Origin of the sequence: Nocardiopsis deserti, assembly GCF_008638355.1 — a bacterium.
GTDB lineage: Bacteria > Actinomycetota > Actinomycetes > Streptosporangiales > Streptosporangiaceae > Nocardiopsis > Nocardiopsis alborubida.
This window is the reverse complement of sequence record NZ_ML703350.1, coordinates 65,108-90,904: the sequence shown is the minus strand read 5'-3', so window position 1 is coordinate 90,904 and position 25,797 is coordinate 65,108. Positions and strand designations below refer to the sequence as shown.

Below are 25,797 nucleotides of genomic sequence, written 5' to 3'. Positions count from 1 at the left end.
GCACCCGGGCAACATCTCTGGTCAGCCCTGCGGGGGGGGCGGCCGCCGTGGAACCGTCAACCACGGCGGCCGCCCCCGCTCCGGTTCTCCTTCGTCAGATGTCGAAGAAGACGGTCTCCCCCTCGCCCTGGAGGCGGATGTCGAAGCGGTATCCGTCCTCCGTGCGGCGGGCGACGAGGGTGGCGCGGGCCTCGGGGTCCACGATGCTCCCCAGCACCGGGTCGGCGGCGTTGGCGGCCTCCTCCTCGGGAAAGTACACGCGGGTGACGACCCGGTGCAGCATGCCGCGCGCGAACACCGACACGTCCACGTGCGGCGCCTGGTCCCCGTGCGGCCCCGGGACGGCACCGGGTCTGAGGGTGAGGATCCCGTAGTCCCCCGCGGCGTCGGTGGGGCAGCGGCCGAAGGCGCGAAAACCCGGGCGGGCCCGGGCGCCACGCGGGTCGTCGGGGTGGTCGAAGCGCCCGTCGGGGTCGGCCTGCCAGGTCTCGACGAGGGCGTCGGGGACTGTGGCGCCCGCACCGTCGTACACGGTGCCGCGGATCCACACCGCGCCCGGCGTGCCCTCGGCCACGACGTGGGGGCCGTCCGGCCAGGGCAGGCCGATGTGCAGGTAGGGGCCGACCGTCTGGGACGGGGTGGTGGGGTAGGAGGTTGTTCGTTGTTGGGTGCTCTTGGGTGCGTTGTGAGTGCACATAGGCGCATCATGTCCTGGTGGTGGTTTTGCTGTCGCCGGACTGGTGTGGCTGCTATGTGTGTGCGGTCTGGGACGCCGGGTGTGGTGCCAGCGTGCGAGGCCCCCTTCCCACCAGTGTGATGGCCTGGGGCCTCCCCGTCGCCTCTGGCCACGTCCACATGGCCGGGACGCGAGGGAGCCGGCCCTTCCGGGACCGGACCACGCACGGGATGCGTAGCGCCGCCGAAGATGCGAAAGCCGAGTCCCAGTGCGCCCAGGACCGTTCGGGGCGCGCGGCCGAACGGGGTTTCCTCCCGAGCAGTCCACAGGAACGGCGCCTGGTCACTCGTCGTCCTCCAGGATCTCTTCCTCGGACTCGAACGGGGTCTGCTCGCGTCCGCGCAGCACGATGTCCCAGCGGTAGGCCAGCGCCCACTCGGGTTCGGTGGCGTCGTGGTCGTAGGCGGCGAGCATGCGCTCGCGCGCCTTCGGATCGGGGACCGAGTTCCACATGGGGTCCTGGAAGAACAGCGGGTCGTCGGGGAAGTACATCTGGGTGACGAGGCGCTGGGTGAAGGCCCGGCCGAACAGGGAGAAGTGGATGTGCGCGGGCCGCCAGGCGTTGCGGTGGTTGCGCCAGGGGTAGGCGCCGGGGCGGACGGTGACGAACCGGTAGCGCCCCTCGGCGTCGGTCAGCGCGCGCCCGACACCGCTGAAGTTCGGGTCGAGCGGGGCGGGCCAGTCGTCCCCGCTGTGGCGGTAGCGCCCGCCCGCGTTGGCCTGCCAGACCTCCACCAGCGTGTGCGGCACGGGGGCGCCGTCGCTGTCGCGCACCTGGCCGTGCACGATGACGCGCTGGCCCTGGGGCTCCCCGTCGTGCTGGCGGGTGAGGTCGTGGTCGAGCGCGCCGAGGCGGTCCCGGCCCAGGACGGGCGCGGTGATCTCGGTGAGCGTGTGCGGAAGCAGGGTGAGCGGGCGCTTGGGGTGGCGCAGGGCGGTGCTTCCGTACCCGGGGTAGTCCAGCGGCGGGTGGCTGTCGTGGTCGCGGACGTAGCCGGGCACGTACAGTCCGGACGCCGTGGTCGCGTCGGGTGGGGTGGACATGGCGGTGTTCCTCCGTCTCGTGCGGCGCCGGCTCCCGGCGGCCGCGGGGGGTGGGAGGCCTGTCAGCCTGCCTGTCAGGCCTGGAGGACGACGGCCAGACCCTGGCCGACGCCGATGCACAGCGCCGCCAGCCCCCATCCTCCGCCGCGCCGCCGCAGTTCGTGGGCGAGCGAGCCGAGGACACGGGCACCGGAGGCGCCCAGGGGATGGCCGATGGCGATGGCGCCTCCGTTGGGGTTGACGATGTCGGGGTCCAGCCCCTTCCAGCTGCGGACGCAGGCCAGGGACTGGGCGGCGAAGGCCTCGTTGAGCTCGACGACGGACAGGTCGCCCCAGCCGATCCCGGCGCGTTCGAGGGCGATCTCGGCGGCGCGGACGGGGCCGATGCCGAACACGTCGGGGTCCACCCCGGCGGCGCCGCGTCCGGCGATGCGGGCCATGGGCTCCAGTCCGGCGGCCTCGGCGGAGGCCCGGGTGCCCAGCAGCAGGGCGGCCGCGCCGTCGTTGAGCGGCGAGGCGTTGCCCGCGGTGATGGTGCCCTCGGCGCGGAAGGCGGGCTGGAGTCCGGCGAGCTTGTCGGCGGAGGTCTCGCGGATGGACTCGTCGCGGTCCAGGTGGGCGTCGGGGACCTGGACGATCTCGTCGTCGAAGACCCCCTCGGCCCAGGCCCGGGCGGCCTTGGTGTGGCTGGCCAGGGCGAAGGCGTCCTGGTCGGCTCGGGAGACGCCGTACTGCTCGGCCAGCCCCTCGGTGCCCTCGCCGAGGGAGACCGTCCACCGTCCGGGCATGCGGGGGTTGACCATGCGCCAGCCCAGGGTGGTGGAGTGCAGGGCCGCGTCGGCGGCGGGAAACCCCCTGGCCGGTTTGGGCATCACCCAGGGGGCGCGGCTCATGGACTCCGCTCCCCCGGCCACGGCCAGGGAGGCGTCGCCGACCTGGATGGCGCGGCTGGCCTGGACGGCGGCCTCCATACCGGAGCCGCACAGGCGGTTGACGGTGACGCCGGGCACCGAGGTGGGCAGCCCTGCCAGCAGGGAGGCCATGCGGGCGACGTTGCGGTTCTCCTCGCCCGCGCCGTTGGCGTTGCCGAGGACGACCTCGTCGACGGCGGCGGGGTCCAGGCCGGGCGCGCGCTCGACGAGGGCGCCCACGACGTGGGCGGCCAGGTCGTCGGGGCGCACCCCCGACAGGGCGCCGCCGTACCGGCCGAAGGGCGTGCGGACGGCGTCGAGGACGTGGACGTCGGTCACCGTGGACCTCCTGGTGTGCTGCGGCCGGGGGAGGGCCCGGCCTCGGACGGACCGGAGCCCGACGTTGTCAGGCGGGTCCTGCGTTGTTGACGGGTCGAGCGGGCCAGTCGCCAGGCCCTGACGGCCCAGGAGTTCTGGGTGTGGCGCTCAGGCGGCCCCGGTCAGGGAGCGCACCACCGCCAGCTCCCCTCCCGTGGGCTCGGGGGTGGGGGCGAGGTCGTGGGCCACGGCGAGGTCCCAGCCGGTGGCCTCGCGGACCGCGTCCGCGTCCACGCCCGGGTGCACGCCGGTCAGGACGAGTTCGCGGGTGACGGGGTCGGGTTCGAGCACACCGAGGTCGGTGATCACCCGCACCGGACCGGCGCCGCGCAGGCCCAGGCGCTCGCGGTCGCCGGGGCCCGAGCCGTGGCCGACCGAGGTGACGAAGTCGACCTTCTCGACGAAGGCGCGGCGGCTGTGCCGCATGATGACGATGACCTCGCGGCAGGAGGCGGCGATCTCGGGGGCTCCGCCCGCCCCGGGCAGGCGCACCTCGGGGTCGGCGTAGTCGCCGATGACGGTGGTGTTGATGTTGGCGTACCGGTCGATCTGGGCGGCGCCGAGGAAGCCGACGTCGATCCGCCCGGCCTGGAGCCAGTAGTTGAAGACCTCGGGGACCGAGACCACGGTGTCGGCGGTGTCGGCGAGGATCCCGTCGCCGATGGACAGCGGCAGGTGGTCGGGGACGGTGCCCAGGGTGCCGGACTCGTAGACCATCCACAGGTCCGGCGCGTGGGTGCGGCGGGCCACGTTCGCGGCGGTGCTGGGCAGGCCGATGCCGACGAAGCAGGACATCCCGTCACGCAGCGAGCGCGCCGCGGTGACGGTCATGATCTCGTCGGAGGTCCAGGTCGCGGTGGTCACACGCCCCTCCCGGCGGGCTCGGGTGCGGTGGGGGCCGCGGTGAGCTCCTCCAGCCAGGCGGTGAAGGCCTCGCGGTCGCGGCCGACGGCGTCCCAGGCTCGGTAGGCCTCGTTGTCGCGCTCGTAGTAGCCGTGCGCGTAGGAGGGCGCGGCGCCCCCGGGGACGACGCTGACCCGGTCGACCACGCGCGCGGGCAGGACGACCTGGCCGGGGACGGGATCGAGGGCGTCCACGACCTCCTCGACGGTGGCCAGGGCGCGGTCCGCGGCCAGGACGGCCTCCTTCTGGATGCCGGTGATGCCCCACAGCTGCACGTTGCCGTCGCGGTCGGCGCGCTGGGCGTGCACGACGGTGACGTCGGGGTTCAGGGCGGGCACGGCGGCCAGTTCCTGCCCGCTGAAGGGGCAGGTGACGGCCTTGATGTTGGGGTTGTTGGCGACCAGGTCGGTGCCGGAGTAGCCCCGCAGGATGGCGAAGGGCAGGCCGGAGGCACCCGCGACGTAGCGGTTGGCCATTCCGGCGTGGCTGTGCTCCTCGATCTCCAGGGGCGCGGGCCAGGAGGAGGTGACGGCGTCGCGGAAGCGGTGCAGCGAGCCGACCCCGGGGTTGCCGCCCCAGGAGAAGACGAGCTTGCGTGCGCACCCGGCGCCGATGAGCTGGTCGTAGACGATGTCGGGGGTCATGCGCACCAGCGTGAGGTCGCGCAGGCCCTGACGGATGATCTCGTGCCCCGCCGCCACGGGGATGAGATGGGTGAACCCCTCCAGGGCGACGGTGTCGCCGTCGTGGACGAGCTCGCGTACCGCCTCGTCCAGGGGCACGATCATGAGGCACTCCTGTTCGGATAGCGAATAAATGTTCTCACAGCGAACATCTTGGCTATGACGGTAGCGCCGTTCCCGAACGTGGTCAAGGCACGCGTAAGGGACCGCTCCGCCCGCGCGGTGGGGAGAACCTCCCCGAGGGGGCCGACCCCCACATCGGGGGGAGGGCGGGGAGCAAGCGGCTGGAGGCGGCGTTCTGCGACGGGGGCGACGGAGCCGGGTTCAGCCGGCGGGGACCCGGTCAGACAGCGGGGCGCCCGGTCAGGTGACGGGCTCGCCGCGCCGCCACCTCTCGTTCTTCGCGCGCATCTCCTCGGTGTCGTTGAGGCGGGGGAACGGCTCGTCCGGGACGTCGGCGCCCAGGAACGCGCACAGGCGCTCCCACCCCTCCCCCGCCCGGTACACCAGCAGCCGGTCGGCCGGGACTTCCGCGACCACCCGGGCCGTGTGCCGTTCGAAGGCCGCCACCGCGGTCGCCTCGTCGGGGACCTCGCCGGGCGGCACCCCGAAGTGCGTGAGCCACATGTGCTCCAGCAGGGGGTCGATCATGTCCAGCTCGCGCGGGACCCGCATCCCGGAGGAGTCCCGCCCGGTCCGCCGCACGATCTCGAAGATGGTCGCGCGCATGCTCTCGTACCACCGGTGCGGGTCGCGGACGGTGAGCAGGACCCTCGCGCCGGGGAAGGCGTCGACGAGCTCACGCCAGAAGAACGACAGCGGCCAGTCCACGCCCGAGCGCCAGCCCTCCAGGAGGCGGGCCCAGTCCACCTCACCGGAGGGGGTGCCCGCGATCCCCGCCCAGCGGCCCGCCAGGGCCGCGGACCCCAGTACCTCGGACATGTGGTGGCAGGGGCCGAAGCCGAGCCGTTCCAGAGCCGCCTTCACCGACGTCGTCCCGGTGCGCGGGAAGCCCGCTCCGATCACGTCCACCGTCGTCCCCCTCGGTCGCCACAGGGCTTCGTGCCCGGACCAGGGGCGCCCCTGGTCGCTTTCTGTTGTAGCACGGGCACTCTGCGCACAGGGGACTGTTGCCGACATCCGGACACTGGAGGCCCCGCCCAGAGGGCGGCCACGCCGTCCGTGTCCGTCCGGTCGCCGCCGGTCGGGCGGTGCACACCCTTGTCCGGCGGCCACGGCCGCGCCGGGCGCCCCCGCGGCGCGGCGCGCTCGTCGGCGTCACCACGACCGCGAGGCCGGTGGCCGAACCCCCCGAACCACCGCCGTTGTGGACTGTCGGGGCTTTGAGTAGCGTTGACCGGGTTCATGCGGACGAGGACGTGGAGCGCGCATCAGTGGTCTTTCCGGACGAGGGTTCTCATGGACGGGACGAGGCCGGGGCTGAGAACACGAACCCGGAGGACGAGGCCCTCGGGAGACACTGGCGGACCCACCGGCAGCGCCTGAAGACCCTGGCGCCCTCCGTCGGCGGGATGTTCGGCGGATCGGCCACGCTCACCATCGCCTTCGTGGCCCCGGAGAGCGCTTTCGCCGAAGCAGGATGGCAGATCGCCGCCGTCCTCGTCCCGTTCGGTGTGCTCGTGGGGCTGCTGTACAACCACTTCGCTCCGGTCAGGAACCGCATCCGGGTGGCCGTCCACGAACACGGCGTGCGTGTCCTGCCCGAAACAGGGCGACCCGTGACGTGCGTACCGGCGCGGGTGGCAACCGAGAAGGACCCCGGGCTCCCCGTCGACAAGCAGCCGTTGGCCCTGGTGTGGACCAGTCCCGCGTATGGGACCGCGTCGGCCCGCCTGGACACCTTCGGCTCCAGCCGCGCGCTGCGGCGCGCGCTGGTGGACCGCGAGTTCTCCAAGGACCCCGGGCGTTCGCGAGCGGTGGCCTCGGCGGTCGCGGCCGTCGCCCTGGTGCTGTTCTACGCCTGGTTGTTCGTGCCGCGCCCCCTCGCGGTGCCCGAGGAGTACGAGCACCTGCGGGCGTTCTGCGCCGATCCGGAGATGGTGTTCACGGACGTGCCCGCCTACGAGGGGGAGGGCCCGCACCACCTCGCCACCGTCGACGAGCGGCGGTACCCGATGTCGGTCAGGGAGGCGTCCTTCCTGGACCTCGGTACGCGGATGGAGGAGCGCGGCTGGTCCACCGGTAGGGAGGACGCGGCCCTGATCGCCTGCGGCCGGATCAGTCTGGGCGAGCAGCTGGACACCTGCTCCTACACGCCGTCGTTCAGCGGTCTGCCCAGCGGCGATGACAGGACCGTGCCCCTGCACCTGACGCACTTCGAGTACGACCTCTACGAGGCGACCACGCACAGGCACGTGGCCACCGTGGAGGCGGCCGGGACCGCGGTCGAGGGCTGGGAGTGCCCTCCCCGGATACGTGAGGACGAGGACGCGATCACCGTCGAACAGGATTTCGAGGCCGTCGTCGACGCACTCGCCCCCCACGTCGAGGACCGTCTGGAGGGCTGACGCCACTAGAGTTCGAGATGGACGGCCGAGCGGCACGACGCGGGGGCGTACGCGAACCGACTTCGACACGCTGTCTGTGCGGTATGAGAACATCTCCGGAGGTTCCGGCACCCACACCCGAGCCAGGAAGAGCACATGCCCACTGAAGAAGAGGCCCGCGGCGCCCACTTCGTACAGTCCCTGGAGCGCGGCCTGACGGTCATCCGCGCCTTCTCCGCCGAGCGGCGCTCCATGACGCTCAGCGAGGTCGCGCGCGAGACCGACCTGACCCGCGCCGCCGCCCGCCGCTTCCTGCTCACCCTGGTGGACCTGGGCTACGTGCGCACCGACGGCAGGCTGTTCTCGCTCACGCCGCGCGTGCTGGAGCTGGGTTACGCCTACGTGGCCTCCGCCGGGCTGCCCGACGTGGCCCAGCCCCACCTGGAGGACCTGTCCGCCCGGGTGCACGAGTCCGCCTCGGTGTCGGTGCTGGAGGGAGACGACGTGCTCTATGTGGCGCGTGTGGCGACCTCGCGGATCATGGCGGTGGCCATCCGGGTGGGCACCCGCTTCCCGGCCTCGGCCACCTCGATGGGCCGGGTCCTGCTGGCCGGGCACGACGCCCGCGGCCTGGACGCCTACCTGGAGCGGGTGGAGCTCACCCCGCTGACCCGGTTCACCATCACCGACCCGGCCGAGCTGCGCGCCGAACTGGAGCGGGTGCGTGAGCAGGGGTACGCCATCGTCGACCAGGAGCTGGAGGAGGGCCTGCGCTCGCTGGCCGCGCCCATCCGCGACGGGTCGGGCCGGGTGATCGCGGCCGCGAACGTGTCCGCGCACGCCAACCGGGCCTCGATCGAGGACGTGCGCCGCGACCTGCTGCCCGCGCTGCTGGAGACCACCGCGCGCATCGAGGCCGACCTGGCCTCGGTGGCGCGCCGCGACGCGGGTTCCTGAGCCCGCCGGTCCTCCCGTCGCGGCGGACCGTTCCGCCGCCCGTGCTCCGGAACGGGAGTTCCCGACCGGGGCGGCTGGTCGGCCGGTACACGCGTCAGGGCCGGACCGCGCGGGCGCGGTGGCGCCGGACGGCGTCGCGGTTGCCGCAGGCGGGCGAACAGTAGCGCTGGCGCCCGCCGCGCGAGAAGTCGGCGTAGACGCGGTCGCAGCCGTGCGCCGCGCACCGGCCGAGCCGGTCCATGCCCCGGCCGGTCAGGTGCAGGGCGGTGCCCACGGAGAGCAGCGCGGCCACCTGCCGGTGGGCGGGCAGCAGGTCGGGCCGGTAGTGCAGGTGCCATCCGGTACCCGCGTGGTCGGTCAGGCGCGGGGCGGCGGAGAACTCGATGAGCAGCGGGTTGAGCCGGTCCGCGCGGGCGGGAGCGTCAGCGGCGTCGACCACCCGCGTCCAGCGCTCCAGGAACCCACCGACGGCGGCGACGTCGTCCTCGCCGACGGGGCGTTCGAGCAGGAAGCCCACCCCGGCGCAGCGGCGTTCCAGATCCGCCGCACCGGTCAGCGGCCGGTTGACCAGGTCCACGGCCAGGGCCACCGGATCCTGGCCGTAAGGGTTGAGATGCATAATGCCATTACACCAGACTGGCCCCATGCGCACACGGCACGAACACCACTGGACCACCGAGTCGGACCACACCACCAGCGAGGGCGTCGTCGCCTACCAGCGCTGCGGGTGCGGTGGGCGCAGGGTGATCCTGACCCGGGCCTTCGGACTGCTCCAGGACGACCTGGTCTCGGTCGGCCCCGGGCGGGAGTGAGACAACGCGGTGGCGTTCGAAGGGCGGTTCAGCCCCCGCGGCTCAACCCCCTTCGGAGCCGAGGAGGGCCCGCAGCACCGCCGCCGCCCTCTCCCCCGCCTCCTCGGGAACGAACACGTGGTCGTGGTGGAAGCCGGACACCACGTCGCACGGCAGACCGGCCCCGGTCAGCGCGGCGGCCACCGCCGCCACCAGCGCCACCGCCTCCGCCCCGGCGGGGGCCTCCAGCGTGATCCAGGCGGCCGCGCTCCCGTAGGGGAGCCCGGCCGCGTCGGCCTCCTCCCGGGGGCACACCACGGTCAGGGCCTCGTCCTCGGCCACCGTGACCACCGGGCGCACCCCCTCGGGCAGGGACGCCTCGTCCGGCACGGTGGTGAAGACGTAACCGCCCGGCCGCAGCCGGACCCGCGTTCCCGCCAGCAACCGCTCCAGATCCCCCGCCACCCGGTTCCCCCTCCCCCGCACGACCGTGGCGCCTTGCGGGCGCGCGCCGCCTCCTGAGATCCTGCCCGCAACACCGCCGGGGACGCGAATCCGCGCACGCGGGAACCGTGCGGCGGCCCTCCCCCTGAACGTTCTGAGCACGCGGCCCCAGCGCCGTCCGGAAGGGACACCGTGACCGACCTACACGCCACACCACACATCGCCCGGGAGTCGGGGACCTTCGCCCTCGGCGGCGACCTGCCCGTACACCGCCTGGGCTTCGGGGCGATGCGCATCGTCGGCGAGGGGGTGTGGGGGCCGCCCCGCGACCGCGACGAGGCGCTGTCGGTACTGCGGCGCGCGGTCGAGCTGGGCGTGAACCTCATCGACACCGCCGACTCCTACGGCCCCCAGATCAGCGAGCAGCTGATCCGCGAGGCGCTCTACCCCTACTCCGACGACCTGGTCATCGGCACCAAGGCGGGCTTCGCGCGCACCGGCCCGGCGCAGTGGCACAGGCTGGGCCGCCCCGAGTACCTCAAGCAGCAGGTGGAGCTGAGCCTGCGCAACCTCGGTGTGGAGCGGATCGACCTGCTCCAGCTGCACCGGATCGACCCCGAGGTGCCGCTGGCCGACCAGCTCGGCGCCCTGGTGGAACTGCGCGAACAGGGCAAGATCCGCCACATCGGACTGAGCGAGGTGTCGGTGGACGAGCTGTCCGCCGCCCGCGCGATCACCCCGGTGGCGTCGGTGCAGAACCAGTACGCGCCGTCGTTCCGCCAGTCCGAGGACGTGCTGGAACAGTGCGAGAAGAACGGGACCGCCTTCCTGCCCTGGGCACCGGTCGGGCGCGGTGAGCTGGCGCGGCCGGGTTCCCCGCTGACCGCGATGGCCGCCGAGCACGGGATCACCCCGGTGCAGCTGTCCCTGGCCTGGCTGCTGCACCGCTCACCGGTGATGCTGCCCATCCCGGGCACGTCGCGGGTGGCGCACCTGGAGGAGAACACGGCCGCCGCCGCGGTGAGGCTGTCGGAGTACGAGACCGAGCGCATCAGCCAGTACCTGGGCACCTGATCCGGGACCGGGGTCCCGCCGGACCCCGCCGGGACCGCGTCACGGGCGCCGGGTCCGCCGGGGTCCGCGGCGGGGCCGCCCGCACCGCGCACACCGGGTGTGCGGCGGCGGGCGGAAGGCGCGGGGCACCGGGCAAAAGCACCGTTGGCGGACTTCCTCCCTACCTGCGCCGAGCGGAGCCCGGAATCCGGTCCGACGCGCCCCGTGGTTCCTTGCGACCGCTCCCACCTGCTGAGATTCTGCCCGGGACACCGCCGGAGGCGCCGGTCTCGCGCGTCTTCGCCCGGTTCCCGCCCCGGCTCCGCACGCTCGGCCCAGCGCCGTCCGGGAGGAACCTTCGTGACCGACGTACACGCCACACCACACATCGCCCGGGAGTCGGGGACCCTCGTGATCGGCGGCGACCTGCCGGTGCGCCGCCTGGGCTACGGCTCGATGCAGCTCGTCGGCCGGGGGGCGTGGGGGCCGCCCCGCGACCGCGACGAGGCGCTGGCCGTGCTGCGGCGCGCGGTCGAGCTGGGCGTGAACCTCATCGACACCGCCGACTGCTACGGCCCCCAGATCTGCGAGCAGCTGATCCGCGAGGCCCTGCACCCCTACCCCGAGGACCTGGTGGTCACCACCAAGGTGGGCTTCGCGCTCCCCGGACCGGGCCAGTGGCACCCCCTGGGCCGTCCCGAGTACCTCAAGCAGCAGGCGGAGCTGAGCCTGCGCAACCTCGGCGTGGAGCGGATCGACCTGCTCCAGCTGCACCGGATCGACCCCCAGGTGCCGCTGGCCGACCAGCTCGGCGCCCTGGTGGAACTGCGCGAGCAGGGCAAGGTCCGCCACATCGGACTGACCGGGGTGACCGTGGAGCAGCTCTCGGCGGCCCGCGCGGTCACTCCGGTGGCGTCGGTGCAGAACTGGTACGGGCCGGTCGCGCGCAAGTGCGAGGACGTGCTGGAACAGTGCGAGAGGGACGGGACCGCCTTCCTGCCCTGGGCGCCGCTGGGGCGCGGTGAGCTGGTGGGGCCGGACTCGCCGCTGGCCCCGCTGGCCGCCGAGCACGGGGTCACCCCGGCTCAGCTGGCGCTGGCGTGGCTGCTGCACCACTCGCCGGTGATGCTGCCCATCCCGGGCACGTCGCGGGTGGCGCACCTGGAGGAGAACACGGCCGCCGCCGCGGTCCGCCTGTCGGAGTCCGAGACCGAGCGCGTCGCCAAGTTCCTGGACGGCTGAGCCGGTGGACGCGTGCGGCCCCGCCGGTTTCCCGGCGGGGCCGCGGGTGTTCGGGGCGGGCGGCGGGCCGCCCGCTCCACGCAGGCGGGCGGTGGGCCGTTCGCCCTGATCAGCTCGGGCGCATGCGGAAGACCTGGAGGCGCATGTCGTAGTACTTCTCGGTCTCGCCGACCCACTCCATGCCCAGTCTGCGCGCCACGGCCATCGCCCGCTTGTTGTTGGGGCGCGCGACCGCGAAGACCTCCTCGATGCCCTGTTTGAAGGCCCACGCGATGATGGCCTGGCTCGCCTCGGTGGCGTACCCCTGGCCCCACACGTCCGGGCGCAGCACCCAGGAGAGCTCGAAGTCCTCCTCGAAGGGCGGGAGGAGCTTCAGCGAGAGTCCTCCCACGAGCTGTCCGTCCTCCTTGCGGACGATGGCCCAGCGTCCCGCGGGCGGCATCAGGTTGGGCCCCGCCTCGACCCAGGCGTGCAGCACCAGACGCATCGCGTCGGTGTCGTGCACCGGGTGCCACTCCGGCGTCAGCCAGTGCGCGACCTCGTCGGCCCCGTAGATGCGCAGGGCCTCCTCGGCGTCGTCCAGCTGCCACTCCCGGATGAGGAGTCGGTCGGTTGGCAACTCAAGGCTCATAACACCACCGTAACCCGCGACAAACCACCACGACAGGGGGGAAGGTCAACAGACTCGGCATCCGGCGGGACGGGCGCGCACACGGCCGCCGCCCTGGCCGCGGGCGTCGGCGCGGAAACCGCGCGGGCAGGCCGCGGACCCGTCCGTCACGACCCCTTTACACGGCGTATCGCGGCAGTTAGGGTGTCCACCACGCCTGGGAGCGCTCCCAGAGACTCGGCCCCTCAGAGAACCCCGCTGGCCTGCCCCTCGGTGCCGGCGAAGCCGCCTCCGGCCGCCCCCGACCCCCTCGGACCGAACACGTGGGACACCGCGAAGGAACAAAGCGCAACAAAAGACCCAGGCTGGTGTAAAAGGATTCGCGACGCCCGACTCCCGTTGCGATACTGACCAGTCTGGACCGGGCCCCGCCGCCCACGCGGCGGGGCCCGCTCACGTGTCAGCACCCCGCAGCCCAGGAGCCGCCCCATGAAGTTCGTCCGCGACCCCCACCACGACGGATCCCCCGACCACGTCAGCGTCGGGGAGGGGCGGGCGAGGCTGCGCGTACGCGTGCCCGGAGGCGCGGACGCGGTGTACGCCCGCGTGGTGGAGGACGGCGAGGGCGTCACCTTCCGGGCCGAGAGGACGCACGCGTCGGGCGACGCCGTCTGGTTCGAGACGAACGTGCCGGTGCGCCCGGTCGTGACCAACTACCGGTTCGCGATCGTGCGCGGCGCCGAGTACACGTGGCTCAACCAGGAGGGCGTCCACGGGCACGAGGTGACCGACGCGGCGGACTTCCGGCTGATCGACGGACCCGCGCCGCCCGCGTGGGTCCCGGGCACGAGCGTCTACCAGGTCTTCCCGGACCGCTTCGCCCGCGACGACGACTCCGTCGAGCCCCCGGCCGAGCACCCCGACTGGGCGCTGCCCCGCTCCTGGGACGACGAGCCCTCCGCCTTCGGGCTGACCGCGACCCGCGAGTACTTCGGCGGCACGCTCGACGGGGTGCGCCGCCGCCTGGACCACCTGGCCGCGCTGGGCGTGGAGGTGGTCTACCTGACCCCCGTCTTCCCGGCGCGCTCCACGCACCGCTACGACGCCGCCACCTTCTCCGAGGTGGACCCGCTGCTCGGCGGCGACCGGGCCCTGTGGGAGCTGGCGCGGGCCGCGCACGAACGCGGCATGCGGGTGATGGGCGACCTGACCACCAACCACACCGGGGACGCCCACGAGTGGTTCCTGGCGGCGCGGGCCGACGCGGACTCCGCCGAGGCGGGGTTCTACCACTTCACCGACCACCCGGACGGCTACGTGGGCTGGCTGGGGGTGCCCAGCCTGCCGAAGCTGGACTACTCCTCGGCCGAGCTGCGGCGCCGGGTCTACGGCGCCGACGACTCGGTGCTCGTGGGCTGGCTGAGCGGGCCGGACGCGCTGGACGGCTGGCGCGTCGACGTGGCCAACATGACCGGGCGCAACGGCGCCCAGGACCTCAACCGCGAGGTCTCCGGCGAGATCGCGGCACGGATGCGCGAGGTGGACGACCGGCGGGGCGGCGACGGGTCGTGGCTGCTGGCCGAGCACTTCCACGACGCGGGCCCCGACACCCACCACGACGGCTGGCACGGGGTGATGAACTACGCCGGGTTCACCCGGCCGGTGTGGACGTGGCTGAACACCGCGCCCGAGCGGGTGCGCTACCTGCGCACAGACTCGCCGCTGCCGCGCAGCGGCGCCGAACAGGCGGTGCGGGCGATGCGCGCGACCAACGCCGGGCTGCCGTGGCGGGTGCTGACGCACAGCGTGAACGCGCTGAGCACGCACGACTCGACGCGCTTTCGGACCGTGGTGGGCGGCGACGCGGGGCGGCACGAGGTCGGGGTGGCGGCGCAGGTGACGCTGCCCGGCGTGCCGTTCGTGTTCGCGGGCGACGAGATCGGCATGGAGGGCGTGGACGGGGAGAACGCCCGCAGGCCGATGCCCTGGCACCGGCCCGAGGCGTGGGACCTGGGGACGATGGAGGCACACACCCGGCTGCTGACCCTGCGCCGGGAGCTGCCCGCGCTCCAGACCGGCGGTCTGCGCTGGCTGGACGCGGGTCCGCACCACATGACCTTCCTGCGCTCGCTCGGCGGCCAGGTGGTGCTGGTGCACCTGGCCGACGGTCCGCACGGAGCGCTGTCCGCGACCCTGGCCGACCTGGACGTCCCGGGCCTGGAGGTGCTCGCCCGAGGCGGCGGGGCGCGGGCGGGCCTGGAGCAGGCGGAGCGGGTGGAGCTGGCGGCGGACGGGCCCGGCTACGTCATCGCGGTCGGGAACTGACGCCCCGGGCCGGGGCGGCGTGACGGGTTTCGCGCCGCCCCGGCAGGAGCGGAGGAGAGAGGTGGGACGGGTGACAGGGCAACCGGGCTCGGGAACGGACCGCGATGACAGCCGTGCGTGGAACGCGCGGCTGGGCTGGGCGTTCGGGCTGACGGCGGACGATCCCGCCGAACGCGCCGGGGCCCTGGTCCGCCTCGCCGAGGCCCGGAAGAACGTCGGGGACGCCGTCGCCCGGTTCAACGAGTGGTTGCGGACCCCGCTCCCCGAGGATCGGGAGCGGTACCGGAGGACGGAGTACCCCAAGGCCTTCGCGCCGCTCCAAGAGGCCCAGAGGCACACGCTGCCCGACGCGTTGTGGAACCGTCCCGCCGGGGACGTCAGGGCGTGGCCCGGCCTCCCCTACGCGCTGCTCTACCTGGAGTGGGAGGCGAAGTACCCGCGCGAGTGGACCCTGCACGCCAAGAAATGGGGCACGAAGGAGCGTCTCCTACGCGATGTGGCGGTCGCCGGGCACGACGAGGCGGTCAGGACCGGGCTCGTCGACCTGGTCGAGACCGTCGTCCGGCGGCGCTACCGCTGCAAGGACCGCGAGTACGTGCGGGTGGCCCGCGTCCTGGACGGTGGGGACCTGCGCGGCAGGCTGGCTGCGGCCGCCGGGTCGGACCATCCGTGGGCGCGCCGCCACGCCGCCTATGTCCTCTGGCTCCTCGACCGCCCCGGGGTACCCAACACACGGAGCGTCTGGCAGAGGTGGAACACCGAGGAGTTCCGGGGCTGAACGGGCACCGGACGCCACGGGACAGCGCGTCTAGACAGTGTTTTTTGGGACCTCCGCTTCGCTTCGACCCGTGTTCGGGCGCCCGAAACACGGGAACCTTCGGTGTCTCCGGCGGGTTCGCTCGTGCCCACCCGTCGCCCGCCACCACCCTCAACGGACGCCTACGGCGCGGTTCTCCCACGGAAACCCGCCTCCACCACCTCCAGAACCCCGTGGGCGCCCGAACCAACCCCCCACAAGCTGAGGCCGGTTCAAAAAACAGACCCTAGACCTCCCGGGGCAGGGCGTCCTGGACGTCCTTGACGACGCGGGTGACCACGTCGCCGATCCGGCCGACGAAGTAGAAGTGCTCGCCGGGCAGGATGTGGCGCTCCACCGGCCCCGCGGCGCAGCCGTCCCAGGCGGCGAGGCGCTCGGGCGTGACGCCGGGGTCGCCCCGGCCGCCGAAGGCCGACAGCGGGGTCCGCAGCGGCGGGGCGTCGGGGTCCGGGCGCCAGGTGTCGACGAGTTCGAGGTCGGCGCGGATCAGCGGCTCCACGAGCTTCCACTGCTCGGGGTCGGCCAGGGACCCGGCGGCGGTCCCGCCCATGCGGGCGATGCTCCGGCGCAGCTGCTCCGAGGGCAGCAGGTGCCGGGGCTCGTCGTGTTCGGGGCCCGGTGCCGGGCTCCACGCCGACGCCCCGAGCCAGGCCGGGGCGGCGGGGCCGTCGGCGGCCAGCAGGGCGGTCAGCTCGTAGGCCAGGAGCGCGCCCATACTGTGGCCGAAGAACCCGAAGGGGCGGTCCAGTTCGGGGGCCAGGTGCGCGCGCAGGTGGCGGGCGAGCTCCCGGGCGTCGCGGAAGGGCTTGTCCTCCGAGGTTCGGCCGCGCCCGGGCGCCTCCACCAGGCACACCTCCCAGTCGGCCGGGAAGTGGCGCACCCAGGGCCGGTAGCCCAGGGAGGACCCGCCCGCGTGGTGCAGCAGGAAGATCCGGAAGCGGGCCCGGGGGACGGGTCGGGGCCGGATGAGGACGCCCTCGTGCACTGCTTGATTCCTCGCTGTCCGTGTCCGGGTGCGGCCGTACGGCCATCACGACAGAGCAAAGCTACCAGTCGGTAGTACCAGTGGGTAACAAAGCTCCCCGAGCCGGGGGCGCACGCCCCGCCTGGAACACGGCCCCCTACCCGTGGAACACGCGGGAACACCTTGGCCCCTGCCCGCCGCGGAAGCCGCAGGAGGCAGCGCCCCCGTCCCGCGGCCGCCGGAAAACCACTCGCCGGGCCGCGGGGAGCACCGGCACACTGGGGGCTTTTCCCGAGGAGGCCCCCATGCGCGCGCGTGCGCTGCCCCCGACCCTGCGCCACCGGGGGTTCCGCCTCCTCCTCGCGGGCAGGGGCGCCAGCGAACTCGGCTCGGCGATGCTTCCCGTGGCCGTGGTCGGCCTGGTGCTGGCCGGGCACGGGCCGCTGCTCCTGGGCCTGGTCCTGGGTGCGCGCGGTGTGGCGGGATCCCTGTGCACCCTGCTGGCGGGCGCCCTGGTGAGCCGGGTCCGCAAGTCCACCGCCCTGGCCGCGGGCGATCTGGCCCAGTGCGCGGTCATGCTCGGCCTCGCCCTGGGCCCCGACTCCGCCGCCTGGTTCGTGTGCCTGGCGGCGGCCAGCGGCGCGGCCGGTTCGGTGAGCGAACCCGCCGCCGGATCGATCGTGCCGCTGCTGGTCCCCGGCGACCGGCTGCGCGAGGCCAACGCCCTGCGCAACGTCGTGGGACGCGGCATGGGCGTGACCGGCCCCGCCGCGGCCGGGGTGCTGCTCGCCGCCCTGGAGGCGCGGGCGGTGTTCGTGCTGGTCGCCGCGGCCTTCGCGGTGGGCGGGGCCGTGCTGCTGCTGGTGCGTGAGGCGGCGCCGTCCGCCGGGCGCTCCGGGGCCACGATGGGTGCGAACCTCCGGGCGGGGCTGCGCGAGGTGGTGCGGCGGCCCTGGGTGGTGGCGATCATCGCGGTGGCCACCGTGCAGGCACCGGCCACCCTCGCCCCCGGGTTCACCCTGCTGCCGATCGTGGTCGCCGACTCCTACGCCGAACCCGTCTACGGGCTGGCGCTGTCGTGCATGTCGGCGGGTCAACTCCTGGGCGGGGTCGTCGCCGCCCGCTGGAACCCGGCGCGCCCGGGCCTGGTCTCCCTGGCGGGCGTGCTCGTCTACCCGCTGGTCCTGCTGGGCCTGGCCGCGACCGTGCCCGCCTGGCTGCTGCTGACCGGCTACGCCGCCACCGGCACGGGCTTCATGCTCCTGGGCGTGTACTGGTACACGGCCCTGCAACGGGCGGTCCCCCAGGACCTGCTCAGCGTGGTGATCAGCGTTGACGAGGTGGGCAGCTTCGCGCTGGAACCGGTCGGGTACGCGCTGGCCGGGGCCCTGGCCCACAGCGTGGGCCCGCGCCCCGTGCTGGTCGGCGCGGCCGTGGCCGGGCTGGTGACCACGCTCCTGCCGCTGGCCGTTCCCGGCGTCCCACGCCTGGCCGACCCGGACCGACCGGCCGCCGCGCTCTGACGGCGGTCCCTCAGACCGAGCGGTCCACGCGGCCCCGAAGCCACCCCAGGGCCGCCGCCGCGGAACGCCGCACCCCCGCGGCCAGCCCGGACATCCGACGGCGCCACGCGGGCGCCCCGAGGTCCTCCCCCGGTTCCACGGCCGTTCCGGTCATCCCGGCCGCCCCGTCCGTCCCGGCGGCCTCGGTGGTCTCGGCCCGGGCCGCGCGCTCGCGCAACCGCTCCCTGACCTGTTCGGGGGTGTAGGCACGGCGCTGCCGCTGGTCCCGCGCGATCACCGCACCGGTCGCCGCGACGCCCACGAAAGCGGCCACTCCAAGGGCCTTCCACCAACGCATGTTCCCTAGGCTAGTGGGTGTGGCAGACACGAGCATGTCCCTGAACGAGGCGCTGGAGCTCACCCGGACCGGTGACGTCTGGGTCTTCCGCGGCACGAGCGCGGCCGACCGCGCCATCCAGATCACCACCAACAGCCCGGTCAACCACGTCGGCATGTCCATCGTGGTCGAGGATCTGCCGCCGCTGATGTGGCACGCCGAACTCGGCCGGTCCCTGCCCGACGTGTGGACCGGCAGGCACCAGCGCGGCGTACAGCTGCACGACCTGCGCGACGCCGTCCTGGTGTGGGGCCGCAAGTACGGCCAGCGAGGCTGGCTGCGCCAGCTCGACCCCCTGGCGGACGGTGCGATGGAGGACGCCGCCCTGCGCACGGTCGCCCGGCTCAACGGCACCCCCTTCCCCTCCACCACCCAGATGGCCACCCGCTGGGCGCGCGGTCGCCTGCCCCTGCGCAAGCTGCCCTTCGGCCGGGGCGCGCGCGAGCGCGCGCTGGAGACCGCCTACTGCGCCGAGGTGATCGCCCTGACCTACGAGGCCATGGGGCTGCTGCCCTCGGGGCGCCTGCCCGGGTACTACGACCCGGGACGGTTCTGGAGCGGCGACGACCTAGAACTGGAGGGCGGCGCGTCGCTCGGCGGGGAGATCCGGGTGGACCTGCCCGCCGAGTGACCCCGAACGCCCGGGGAGGGGCCCGGCCGGGCGCCGGGCCTTCCCTCCCCGGTCAGCCGAGCCGGAAGTCGGCCACGCGGATGGGCGTGGACGGTCCCGAACCCGCCTCCTGGTAGAAGACGGACAGGATCCCCTCCGAGGCCACCCGGGACTCGTCCACCAGCACCTCACCGAACGCGTCGACGCCCGCGCCGTCGTGGACCGTCGTCCACTCACTCCACCCGGTGTCGGCGGTGGCGGCCAGGATGCGGCCGAAGGGCATGACCACGTAGGCGGTGTCGTCCTCGGTGAGCACCAGACGGGAGCGCCCGAAGGCGTTCAGCGGCTCGGGCAACTCCACCTTGTGCCAGGTCCCGGAGTCGTCCTGATGCAGGTGGAAGGTGCGCCCCTGCCGTCTGCGGTCGTCGACGAAGTCGGTCGAGCAGTGCCCGAACCTGCCCGGCCGGTAGCTGATGACCACGTGCGGGTTGCCCGAGGAGTCGATCGCCTGCGACTCCTGGTTCATGAGCGCGTAGTCGAGCGGCAGGGGGTCCACGACGTGTCCGGGAGTGTCCACGGAGACCCGCATCCTGGTGCCCGTGACCGCGGCGAGGCGGGCGTCGTCGGTGCGCCAGGTGCGTCCGGCGTCGTCGCTGTAGACGTAGCCGGTGTCGTGGTTGGACAGTCCGCCCGGGTGGCAGAGGATGCCCCCGCCCGCCGCGGTCTCGCGCCAGGTGAACGAGGCGTGCAACCGGCCGTCGTCGCCGTAGCCGATCCCGTGCAGGTACATGTTGCGGCTGTCGCTGACCGCCCCGTTGGCCGCGTAGGAGCCGTCCGGCGAGGACCAGGCGCCCAGGTGGGTCCACTCCCCGTCGGCGTACTCGGCGAGTTCCTGGGTTCCGTCACCCGAACCGCCGGTGCGGTAGGCGAACTGGAGGCCGCCGTCGGGCGTGGGAACGAAGCGGGGGTAGGTCATCGAGCCGGTGTCCAGGCCCGCCAGGTCGCGCTGGATCGGCTCGAAGGAGTCGGCGCTCCAGTCCGCCCCGCCCGTGACCAGCCCGGCTTCGGACCGCGTGTAGTGGATCGGGTTGTTGTGGGTGTCCATGCCCACGTGCAGGCGCCCGTCCACGGCGGAGACGCCCAGCGAGATGGAGTTGTGCGAGTCGTCGACGCTCAGCCGGTGGGGCAGGCGGAGGGTCCGCCAGGCGCCGCCGTCGAGGGAGCGGCGCGCGAGGAGGGCGTGGCGGTCCTCGGTGTACCAGGCGGCGTACTGGTACCGGCCGTGGGTGAGGATGCCGGACTGCTGGTAGGAGCCGTTGTTGACCAGGCCGTCGTAGGAGACGAAGTACAGGGCGTCCTCGTCCAGGGTCCAGCTGCCCAGCGGCGTGGCCGAGGGCGTGTCGGCCGCCGAGGCGGCCGTGTCGGCGGCGGTCGCCGGGCCGGTGAGGGCTGTGGTCAGGGCCAGCGCCAGGGCGCCGGAGGCGAGTACGGTCAGGGCGCGCAGCGGGGAGCGCGGGACGGGGGGCACGGCGGTTCCTCTCGTGGGGGTCGGGAAAGCCGGAGATCGGGCGAGGCGGCGGTCAGGCGAGGTGGAAGACCTCGGTCAGCGGCACCATGCCCTCGTCGGGACGGCCGGGCAGGCCCTCGAAGAACGGCGCCATCTCGGCCTGCCAGCGGGCGTTGACGTCGGTCTCGGCCATCGCGGCGCGGGCGGCCTCGAAGTCCTCGGTCTCCAGGTAGCCGACGACCATGCCCTCCTCGGTGCAGAACAGCGAGTAGTTGTGCCAGCCGGTGGCGCTGAGGGCCTCGCGCATCTCCGGCCACACCTGGGCGTGCCGTTCCCGGTACTCGGCGAGGCGTTCCTGACGGACCTTGAGGATGAAGCAGACGCGCTGCACGGACGTCCTTCCTGTGGGACGGGTCTGGAGAAGGCGTGACAGACCATGACGGTTATGCACGAAGCGGTACGGATTGCGGCACGTCGGGCCGGGCGCCGCCGACCGGGCCCGCTTTCCGTGTGCCGGGTGCACGCAAGACGCCTCCACGGCCGCGAGAACGGCTACCGGACGCGAAGGGACGGGAGGACCGTGGAAGGCTCCCGGAGCCCCGGGGCCGCCCCGGACGCAGGGGGCGGCCCCGGCACACGGACCGGACCCGGTGACAGCCTCAGGGGCGGCCGCGGAGAGCGGTCTCGGCAGCGGGCTCAGAAGTCGAAGTCGTCCACGTTCTCGGCGTCGAAGACCTGCGGCGGGCCGAGCACGATCTCCCCGTCGGTCTCGAACGTGAACTCGCCCAGGCGCCCGGCCGTGAAGGTCTCGCCCTCGGCACCGGTGATCTGCCCGGCCTTGAGCGCGGCGCCGGTGTACCCGGCCAGGTAGCCCAGGTCGAGCGGGTTCCACAGGGCGAACTGCCCCACGGTGCCGTCGTGCACGAACTGGCGCATCTGGTTGGGCGTGCCCAGGCCGGTGACGGCGACCTCCCCCTGGTACTCGGAGTCGCTGATGTAGCGGGCCGCCGCGGCGATGCCCACGGTGGTCGGCGAGACCACGCCGTCCAGGTCGGGGTGGGACTGCATGAGCCCCTGCATCTCCTGGAAGGACTCCAGGTCGTCGTCGTTGCCGTAGACGGTCTCGACCAGCTCCAGGTCGGCGTACTCCTCCTCGGCGAGCACCTCCTCCATCGCCGCGATCCAGGCGTTCTGGTTGGTGGCGTTGGGGGTGGCCGACAGCACGGCGAAGGTGCCCTCGCCGCCCAGGTCCTCGGCGATCATCTCGACCAGGGTGCGGCCGATGAGGTCGGTGGTGGACTGGTTGACGAACACGTCGGTGCAGTTGGCGTCGGAGTCGTAGCCGACGATGGCCGCGCCGTTGTCGCGGGCCTCGTTGAGCGCCGGGCAGACCGCGTCGGGGTCGTTGGCGGCGATCACGATGACGTCGCTGCCCGCCTGGCTGGCCGCGTTGATGTACTCCACCTGGGAGTCGGCGGTGGCCTCGGTGCCACCGCGCTCGGTGGCCGTTCCGCCGACCTCATCGACGGCCTCGGTGCCGCCCTGGTTGACGATCTCGAAGAAGGGGTTGTTGAGCTGCTTGGGCAGGAAGTCGATCTTCAGGCCCTCGGGGATCTGCGCGTCGGGGTCGGCGGTGCCGGTCGGCCCGGTCTCGTTCTCCTCCTGGGCGTCCTCGATGGTGGTGCCCCCGCCGCAGGCGGCGGTCATCAGCACCGCGAACGCGGACGCGGCCAGGAGCAGGTGGCGTGGGTTGCCTTGGGTCATGACTGTTCTCCCTTGGTGGGGGCGGACGCGGCGGACGGCGCCGCGGCCGGGGCTGAGGAGGGACTGGGGCCGGGTGCGCGTCTGGCGCGCAGCCGGGCCACGATGTTGGGGGTGACGACGGAGGCGATGAGGATGAGGCCGGTGACGATCTGGAGGACCTCGCTGCTGATGCCGAACAGCTGGAGGGCGTTGCGGATGGCGCCCAGCAGCACGACGCCGCTCAGCACGCCCAGGATCGAGCCGACCCCGCCGAAGATGGACACCCCGCCGAGCAGGACGGCGGCCACGACCTGGAGTTCCAGGCCGAAGGCGGTGTCGGCGCGGGAGGTGCCGTACTGGAGGGTCCAGAAGACCCCGGCCCCGGCGGCCACCGTGCCGCTGAGCGTGAACAGCCAGAACTTGGTCCAGCGCACCGACACCCCGGTGAAGCGTGCGGCCTCGTCGTTGTTGCCGATGTCGAACAGCGAGCGGCCCACGGCGGTGGCGTGCAGCAGCACCCCGAACAGCACGGCCAGGACCAGGATCGCCACGGCGATCCACGGCAGGCCCTCCACGCCCAGGAAGGGCGCCCGGGCGCCGCTGACCCAGCTCTGGGGGTAGCTGGCCACGGCGCGGTCGCCGAGCAGCACGTAGGCCAGGCCCCGGTACAGGGCCATGGTGCCGATGGTCACGGCCAGGGACGGCAGTCCGCACACGGTGACCAGGAACCCGTTGAGGGCGCCCAACAGCGCGCCCACGGCCAGGCAGATCCACAGGGCCGTCTCGATGGCGACCCCGGCCTCCCACAGTAGTCCCAGGGTGGCGCTGGTCAGCGCCAGGGTGCTGGCCACCGACAGGTCGATCTCGCCGGTGATGACGATGAGCGTCATCGGCAGGGCCATCAGGGCGATGGCGGACACGCTCAGCACCAGGAAGTCGATGTTGCGCGCGGTGGCGAACATGTCCACGAACAGCCCGGCGGCCAGCAGGGTGACCACGAGCGCGCCCACCACCGGCGCCTCGCGGGCCGAGAGCAGCGACCGGATCCGGCCGGGGCCTCCAGGACCCCGGTCCGGGACGCCCTCGGGCGCCCGGTCGGGGGCGGGAGCGGTGACGGTGCGTTCAGGCGCCACGGGCACCTCCTCCTCGAAGCCTGCGCGCGGTACGCACCGCGAGCAGCCGGTCCAGGCCGATGGCAGCCAGGATGAGCGCGCCCACCACCGCCTGGTGCCAGAACTGGTTGACCTGCCAGATGGGCAGGGCCGCGGTGATGGTGGTGAGCAGGACGGCGCCGAGCGCGGCGCCGTAGACGGTGCCCACGCCGCCCGCGATGGCCACGCCGCCGACCACGGCCGCGGCGACGACCTGGAGTTCCATGCCGGTGCCCACGGTGGAGTCGACGGTGCCGTAACGGGCGGCGAAGAGCACCCCGGCCAGCCCGGCCAGGGCGCCGTTGGCGGCGAAGGCCCAGGTGACGCGGCGCGAGGCGGGGATGCCCGAGAGCCGTGCGGCGTCGGCGTCGGAGCCGATGGCGTACAGCTCGCGGCCCGAGCGGTAGCTGGCGAGGTAGAAGCCCACGACGGCGACCACGACGATGGCGACCGCGGCGGGCAGGGGCACCCCCAGGACGCTGAAACGGCCCAGGAGCAGGAAGGAGTCGGGCATGTCGTGGGCGTTGACCTGCCCGCCCCCGGCCCACCAGTGGTTGAGGCCGCGATAGGCGTACAGGGTGCCCAGGGTGACGACCAGGGCGGGGACCTGCACGGTGGTGACCAGCAGGCCGTTGAGCAGCCCCGCGACCAGGCCGATGCCGACTCCGGCGAGCATCGCGACGGGGACGGGCAGGCCGGGGAAGGTCACGAACAGCAGGCCGGTGCCGAAGGCCGACAGGCCCATGACCGAGCCGACCGAGAGGTCGACGTTCCTGGTGATCAGGACCAGGGCCTGGCCGACGGCGAGGACGGACAGGACGGTGGCGCCCAGGAACAGGTCGCGCACGCCCTGGCTGGACAGGAACCCGGGGTTGTACAGCCAGGTGGCGGTCACGAGGATCACCACGGCCAGGAGCACGCCGAGTTCGCGGAACTGGAGCCTGCGGCGCGCGGGGGCGGAGGTGGGGACGGTACTGACCGTGTTCGTCATGCGGCCTCGCTCGGTCGCTGTCCGGTGGCCGCGTACATGACCGACTCCTCGTCGGCCTCCCCGCGGTCCAGGTGGGCGGTGACCCGGCCCTCGTGCATGACCAGGACCCGGTCGGCCATGCCCAGGACCTCGGGGAGCTCGCTGGAGACCATGACGATGGCCAGCCCCCGGCCCGCGAGGGTGGACAGCAGGCGGTGGACCTCGGCCTTGGTGCCCACGTCGATGCCGCGCGTGGGCTCGTCCACGAAGAGCACGCGGGGTTCGGTGGACAGCCACTTGGCCAGGACGACTTTTTGCTGGTTGCCGCCGGAGAGGGTGGAGACGGGGTCGGTGAGGCGGCCGAACCTCAGGCTCAGGCGCTCGCCCCACTCGCGCGCGGAGTCGCGTTCGGCGCGGGGGCGCAGCAGGCCCAGGCGGCTGAGCGGCCAGCGGCGGGTGGCGGTGGCGTTGCGCTCGATGGAGGACTCCATGACCAGGCCCTGCTGGCGGCGGTCCTCCGGGACCAGGGCGAGCCCGGCGGCCATGGCGGCCCGGGGCCGCCCCGGCGCCAGCGGCCTGCCCTCCACCCGCACGGTTCCCGCGTCGTAGCGGTCCACCCCGAACACGGCGCGGACGACCTCGCTGCGTCCGGCGCCGACCAGCCCGGACAGGGCGACGATCTCCCCGGCGCGCACCGAGAAGGACACGTCGGCGAACACGCCGTGGCGGGTCAGGCCGTCGACCTCCAGCAGGACCTCGCCGCGCTCGGCCTCCTCCTTGGGGTAGAGGCTGGTGACCTCACGGCCGACCATGCGGCGTACGACGGTGTCCACGTCCAGGTCGCCGGTGGGGTCGCAGGAGACGAACGCGCCGTCGCGGACCACGGTGATGCGGTCGCACAGGGCGAAGACCTCGTCGAAGCGGTGGGAGATGAACAGCAGCGCCGAACCGGCGTCGCGCAGGGTGCGGGCGACGGTGAACAGGCGCTCGGCCTCCACACCGGACAGGGCGGCGGTGGGCTCGTCCATGACCAGGACCCGCGCCTGGCGGGTGAGGGCCTTGGCGATCTCCACGAGCTGCTGGTCGGCGATGGACAACCCCCGGGCGGGGCGGTCGGGGTCCATGTCCACACCCAGGCGGGTGAAGACCTCCCGGGTGTCGCGGCGCATGCGGCCACGGTCGATGGTGCGCATGCGGGTGCGGGGCTGGCGGCCGACGAAGATGTTCTCGGCCACCGACAGGTCGGGGAACAGCGTGGGTTCCTGGTAGATGACCGCGACCCCGGCGCGCTGGGCGTCCACGGGCGCGGCGAACTCCTCGGGGCGGCCGTCCACGAGCACCTGCCCGCCGTCCGGTCGGTGTACACCCGCGATGGTCTTGACCAGGGTGGACTTGCCCGCCCCGTTCTCGCCCACCAGTGCGTGGATCTCTCCGGAGCGCAGTTCCAGGGACAGCCCCCGCAGGGCCCTGACACTCCCGAAGGACTTGGTGACGTCGACCAGGGCGAGGGGTGGGGGGACCTCTGCTGGGTCCACGTGCGCCCTCCTTCTCT

General features: G+C 73.5%; 26 protein-coding genes. 9 read left to right on the top strand and 17 right to left on the bottom strand.

Features of this window, described 5'->3' with window-relative positions; genetic code table 11:
• Window positions 1–94 precede the first annotated feature (94 nt).
• The 6 genes from pcaG to FYW99_RS07720 form a co-directional block, all read right to left on the bottom strand.
• Window positions 95–697, bottom strand: coding sequence for a protocatechuate 3,4-dioxygenase subunit alpha (pcaG, locus tag FYW99_RS07745; RefSeq protein WP_150251296.1), 603 nt, complete (start codon window positions 695–697; stop codon window positions 95–97).
• A gap of 321 nt (window positions 698–1,018) precedes the next feature.
• Window positions 1,019–1,780 (bottom strand): protocatechuate 3,4-dioxygenase subunit beta, encoded by a 762-nt coding sequence (gene pcaH / locus FYW99_RS07740; RefSeq protein ID WP_150251295.1) that lies wholly within the window; start codon window positions 1,778–1,780, stop codon window positions 1,019–1,021.
• 74 nt (window positions 1,781–1,854) lie between these two features.
• The gene (locus FYW99_RS07735; RefSeq protein WP_150251294.1) at window positions 1,855–3,030 is read right to left on the bottom strand and encodes a thiolase family protein; all 1,176 of its coding nucleotides are present in this window, start codon (window positions 3,028–3,030) and stop codon (window positions 1,855–1,857) included.
• Window positions 3,031–3,177: 147 nt separating this feature from the next.
• On the bottom strand, window positions 3,178–3,933 hold the full coding sequence (locus tag FYW99_RS07730) for a CoA-transferase subunit beta (RefSeq protein ID WP_150251293.1): 756 nt from the start codon (window positions 3,931–3,933) through the stop codon (window positions 3,178–3,180).
• Window positions 3,930–4,760: a CoA transferase subunit A gene (locus tag FYW99_RS07725; protein ID WP_150251292.1), complete on the bottom strand. Its 831-nt coding sequence runs from the start codon at window positions 4,758–4,760 to the stop codon at window positions 3,930–3,932. Before FYW99_RS07725 ends, FYW99_RS07730 begins: the two co-directional genes overlap by 4 nt.
• A gap of 258 nt (window positions 4,761–5,018) precedes the next feature.
• Window positions 5,019–5,687 carry a sulfotransferase family protein gene (locus FYW99_RS07720; RefSeq protein WP_150251291.1) on the bottom strand — a complete coding sequence of 223 codons (669 nt, stop codon included), beginning with the start codon at window positions 5,685–5,687 and terminating at the stop codon, window positions 5,019–5,021.
• Between the two features lie 311 nt (window positions 5,688–5,998).
• Here FYW99_RS07720 and FYW99_RS07715 point away from each other — a divergent pair, with 311 nt between their 5' ends.
• Entirely contained in the window at window positions 5,999–7,183 is a 1,185-nt protein-coding gene (locus FYW99_RS07715) for a hypothetical protein (RefSeq protein ID WP_150251290.1), read from the top strand.
• A gap of 135 nt (window positions 7,184–7,318) precedes the next feature.
• Entirely contained in the window at window positions 7,319–8,119 is an 801-nt protein-coding gene (locus tag FYW99_RS07710) for an IclR family transcriptional regulator domain-containing protein (RefSeq protein ID WP_150251289.1), read from the top strand.
• 94 nt (window positions 8,120–8,213) lie between these two features.
• On the opposite strand, the gene FYW99_RS07705 is transcribed toward FYW99_RS07710, so the two are convergent.
• Window positions 8,214–8,738 (bottom strand): CGNR zinc finger domain-containing protein, encoded by a 525-nt coding sequence (locus tag FYW99_RS07705; RefSeq protein ID WP_190394582.1) that lies wholly within the window; start codon window positions 8,736–8,738, stop codon window positions 8,214–8,216.
• 25 nt (window positions 8,739–8,763) lie between these two features.
• Here FYW99_RS07705 and FYW99_RS31705 point away from each other — a divergent pair, with 25 nt between their 5' ends.
• Window positions 8,764–8,931: a hypothetical protein gene (locus FYW99_RS31705; protein ID WP_190394581.1), complete on the top strand. Its 168-nt coding sequence runs from the start codon at window positions 8,764–8,766 to the stop codon at window positions 8,929–8,931.
• Between the two features lie 42 nt (window positions 8,932–8,973).
• Here the strand turns inward: FYW99_RS31705 and FYW99_RS07700 are convergent, their stop codons facing one another.
• Window positions 8,974–9,375 carry an ACT domain-containing protein gene (locus FYW99_RS07700; protein WP_150251288.1) on the bottom strand — a complete coding sequence of 134 codons (402 nt, stop codon included), beginning with the start codon at window positions 9,373–9,375 and terminating at the stop codon, window positions 8,974–8,976.
• Between the two features lie 171 nt (window positions 9,376–9,546).
• Between FYW99_RS07700 and FYW99_RS07695 the strand changes: the two genes are divergently transcribed.
• Both FYW99_RS07695 and FYW99_RS07690 read left to right on the top strand, forming a co-directional pair.
• Entirely contained in the window at window positions 9,547–10,428 is an 882-nt protein-coding gene (locus FYW99_RS07695) for an aldo/keto reductase (protein WP_150251287.1), read from the top strand.
• A gap of 339 nt (window positions 10,429–10,767) precedes the next feature.
• The gene (locus FYW99_RS07690) at window positions 10,768–11,649 is read left to right on the top strand and encodes an aldo/keto reductase (protein WP_150251286.1); all 882 of its coding nucleotides are present in this window, start codon (window positions 10,768–10,770) and stop codon (window positions 11,647–11,649) included.
• 109 nt (window positions 11,650–11,758) lie between these two features.
• On the opposite strand, the gene FYW99_RS07685 is transcribed toward FYW99_RS07690, so the two are convergent.
• Complete coding sequence (locus FYW99_RS07685; protein WP_150251285.1) at window positions 11,759–12,280, bottom strand: GNAT family N-acetyltransferase; 522 nt, start codon at window positions 12,278–12,280, stop codon at window positions 11,759–11,761.
• Between the two features lie 468 nt (window positions 12,281–12,748).
• On the opposite strand from FYW99_RS07685, the gene FYW99_RS07680 reads away from it, so the two are divergent.
• Window positions 12,749–14,584 carry a glycoside hydrolase family 13 protein gene (locus FYW99_RS07680; RefSeq protein WP_150251284.1) on the top strand — a complete coding sequence of 612 codons (1,836 nt, stop codon included), beginning with the start codon at window positions 12,749–12,751 and terminating at the stop codon, window positions 14,582–14,584.
• 70 nt (window positions 14,585–14,654) lie between these two features.
• Complete coding sequence (locus FYW99_RS07675; protein WP_190394580.1) at window positions 14,655–15,362, top strand: hypothetical protein; 708 nt, start codon at window positions 14,655–14,657, stop codon at window positions 15,360–15,362.
• Window positions 15,363–15,627: 265 nt separating this feature from the next.
• Here the strand turns inward: FYW99_RS07675 and FYW99_RS07670 are convergent, their stop codons facing one another.
• The gene (locus FYW99_RS07670; RefSeq protein WP_150251282.1) at window positions 15,628–16,386 is read right to left on the bottom strand and encodes a thioesterase II family protein; all 759 of its coding nucleotides are present in this window, start codon (window positions 16,384–16,386) and stop codon (window positions 15,628–15,630) included.
• Between the two features lie 284 nt (window positions 16,387–16,670).
• On the opposite strand from FYW99_RS07670, the gene FYW99_RS07665 reads away from it, so the two are divergent.
• Window positions 16,671–17,888 (top strand): MFS transporter, encoded by a 1,218-nt coding sequence (locus FYW99_RS07665; protein WP_150251281.1) that lies wholly within the window; start codon window positions 16,671–16,673, stop codon window positions 17,886–17,888.
• Between the two features lie 10 nt (window positions 17,889–17,898).
• On the opposite strand, the gene FYW99_RS07660 is transcribed toward FYW99_RS07665, so the two are convergent.
• The gene (locus tag FYW99_RS07660) at window positions 17,899–18,201 is read right to left on the bottom strand and encodes a hypothetical protein (protein WP_150251673.1); all 303 of its coding nucleotides are present in this window, start codon (window positions 18,199–18,201) and stop codon (window positions 17,899–17,901) included.
• A gap of 58 nt (window positions 18,202–18,259) precedes the next feature.
• Here FYW99_RS07660 and FYW99_RS07655 point away from each other — a divergent pair, with 58 nt between their 5' ends.
• Complete coding sequence (locus tag FYW99_RS07655; protein WP_150251672.1) at window positions 18,260–18,895, top strand: hypothetical protein; 636 nt, start codon at window positions 18,260–18,262, stop codon at window positions 18,893–18,895.
• Between the two features lie 52 nt (window positions 18,896–18,947).
• Here FYW99_RS07655 and FYW99_RS07650 read toward each other — a convergent pair whose 3' ends face one another.
• From FYW99_RS07650 to FYW99_RS07625, 6 genes are all read right to left on the bottom strand, one after another.
• Window positions 18,948–20,402: a BNR repeat-containing protein gene (locus FYW99_RS07650; RefSeq protein WP_150251280.1), complete on the bottom strand. Its 1,455-nt coding sequence runs from the start codon at window positions 20,400–20,402 to the stop codon at window positions 18,948–18,950.
• A 52-nt stretch (window positions 20,403–20,454) separates the two neighbouring features.
• Entirely contained in the window at window positions 20,455–20,772 is a 318-nt protein-coding gene (locus tag FYW99_RS07645; RefSeq protein WP_150251279.1) for an L-rhamnose mutarotase, read from the bottom strand.
• 305 nt (window positions 20,773–21,077) lie between these two features.
• A complete protein-coding gene (gene rhaS / locus FYW99_RS07640; protein WP_150251278.1) occupies window positions 21,078–22,145 on the bottom strand; it encodes a rhamnose ABC transporter substrate-binding protein in 1,068 nt (355 codons plus the stop codon).
• A complete protein-coding gene (locus FYW99_RS07635; protein WP_150251277.1) occupies window positions 22,142–23,263 on the bottom strand; it encodes an ABC transporter permease in 1,122 nt (373 codons plus the stop codon). Before FYW99_RS07635 ends, rhaS begins: the two co-directional genes overlap by 4 nt.
• Complete coding sequence (locus tag FYW99_RS07630; RefSeq protein WP_150251276.1) at window positions 23,247–24,266, bottom strand: ABC transporter permease; 1,020 nt, start codon at window positions 24,264–24,266, stop codon at window positions 23,247–23,249. The genes FYW99_RS07635 and FYW99_RS07630 overlap by 17 nt, the downstream gene beginning before the upstream one ends.
• On the bottom strand, window positions 24,263–25,780 hold the full coding sequence (locus FYW99_RS07625) for a sugar ABC transporter ATP-binding protein (protein ID WP_150251275.1): 1,518 nt from the start codon (window positions 25,778–25,780) through the stop codon (window positions 24,263–24,265). Before FYW99_RS07625 ends, FYW99_RS07630 begins: the two co-directional genes overlap by 4 nt.
• Window positions 25,781–25,797: the final 17 nt, after the last annotated feature.

Coding starts and splice junctions, on each gene's coding strand:
- pcaG (WP_150251296.1), bottom strand. CDS start 697: ATGTGCACTCACAACGCACCCAAGAGCACCCAACAACGAACAACCTCC.
- pcaH (WP_150251295.1), bottom strand. CDS start 1,780: ATGTCCACCCCACCCGACGCGACCACGGCGTCCGGACTGTACGTGCCC.
- FYW99_RS07725 (WP_150251292.1), bottom strand. CDS start 4,760: ATGATCGTGCCCCTGGACGAGGCGGTACGCGAGCTCGTCCACGACGGC.
- FYW99_RS07710 (WP_150251289.1), top strand. CDS start 7,319: ATGCCCACTGAAGAAGAGGCCCGCGGCGCCCACTTCGTACAGTCCCTG.
- FYW99_RS07705 (WP_190394582.1), bottom strand. CDS start 8,738: ATGCATCTCAACCCTTACGGCCAGGATCCGGTGGCCCTGGCCGTGGAC.
- FYW99_RS31705 (WP_190394581.1), top strand. CDS start 8,764: ATGCGCACACGGCACGAACACCACTGGACCACCGAGTCGGACCACACC.
- FYW99_RS07685 (WP_150251285.1), bottom strand. CDS start 12,280: ATGAGCCTTGAGTTGCCAACCGACCGACTCCTCATCCGGGAGTGGCAG.
- FYW99_RS07680 (WP_150251284.1), top strand. CDS start 12,749: ATGAAGTTCGTCCGCGACCCCCACCACGACGGATCCCCCGACCACGTC.
- FYW99_RS07665 (WP_150251281.1), top strand. CDS start 16,671: ATGCGCGCGCGTGCGCTGCCCCCGACCCTGCGCCACCGGGGGTTCCGC.
- FYW99_RS07655 (WP_150251672.1), top strand. CDS start 18,260: ATGTCCCTGAACGAGGCGCTGGAGCTCACCCGGACCGGTGACGTCTGG.
- rhaS (WP_150251278.1), bottom strand. CDS start 22,145: ATGACCCAAGGCAACCCACGCCACCTGCTCCTGGCCGCGTCCGCGTTC.
- FYW99_RS07630 (WP_150251276.1), bottom strand. CDS start 24,266: ATGACGAACACGGTCAGTACCGTCCCCACCTCCGCCCCCGCGCGCCGC.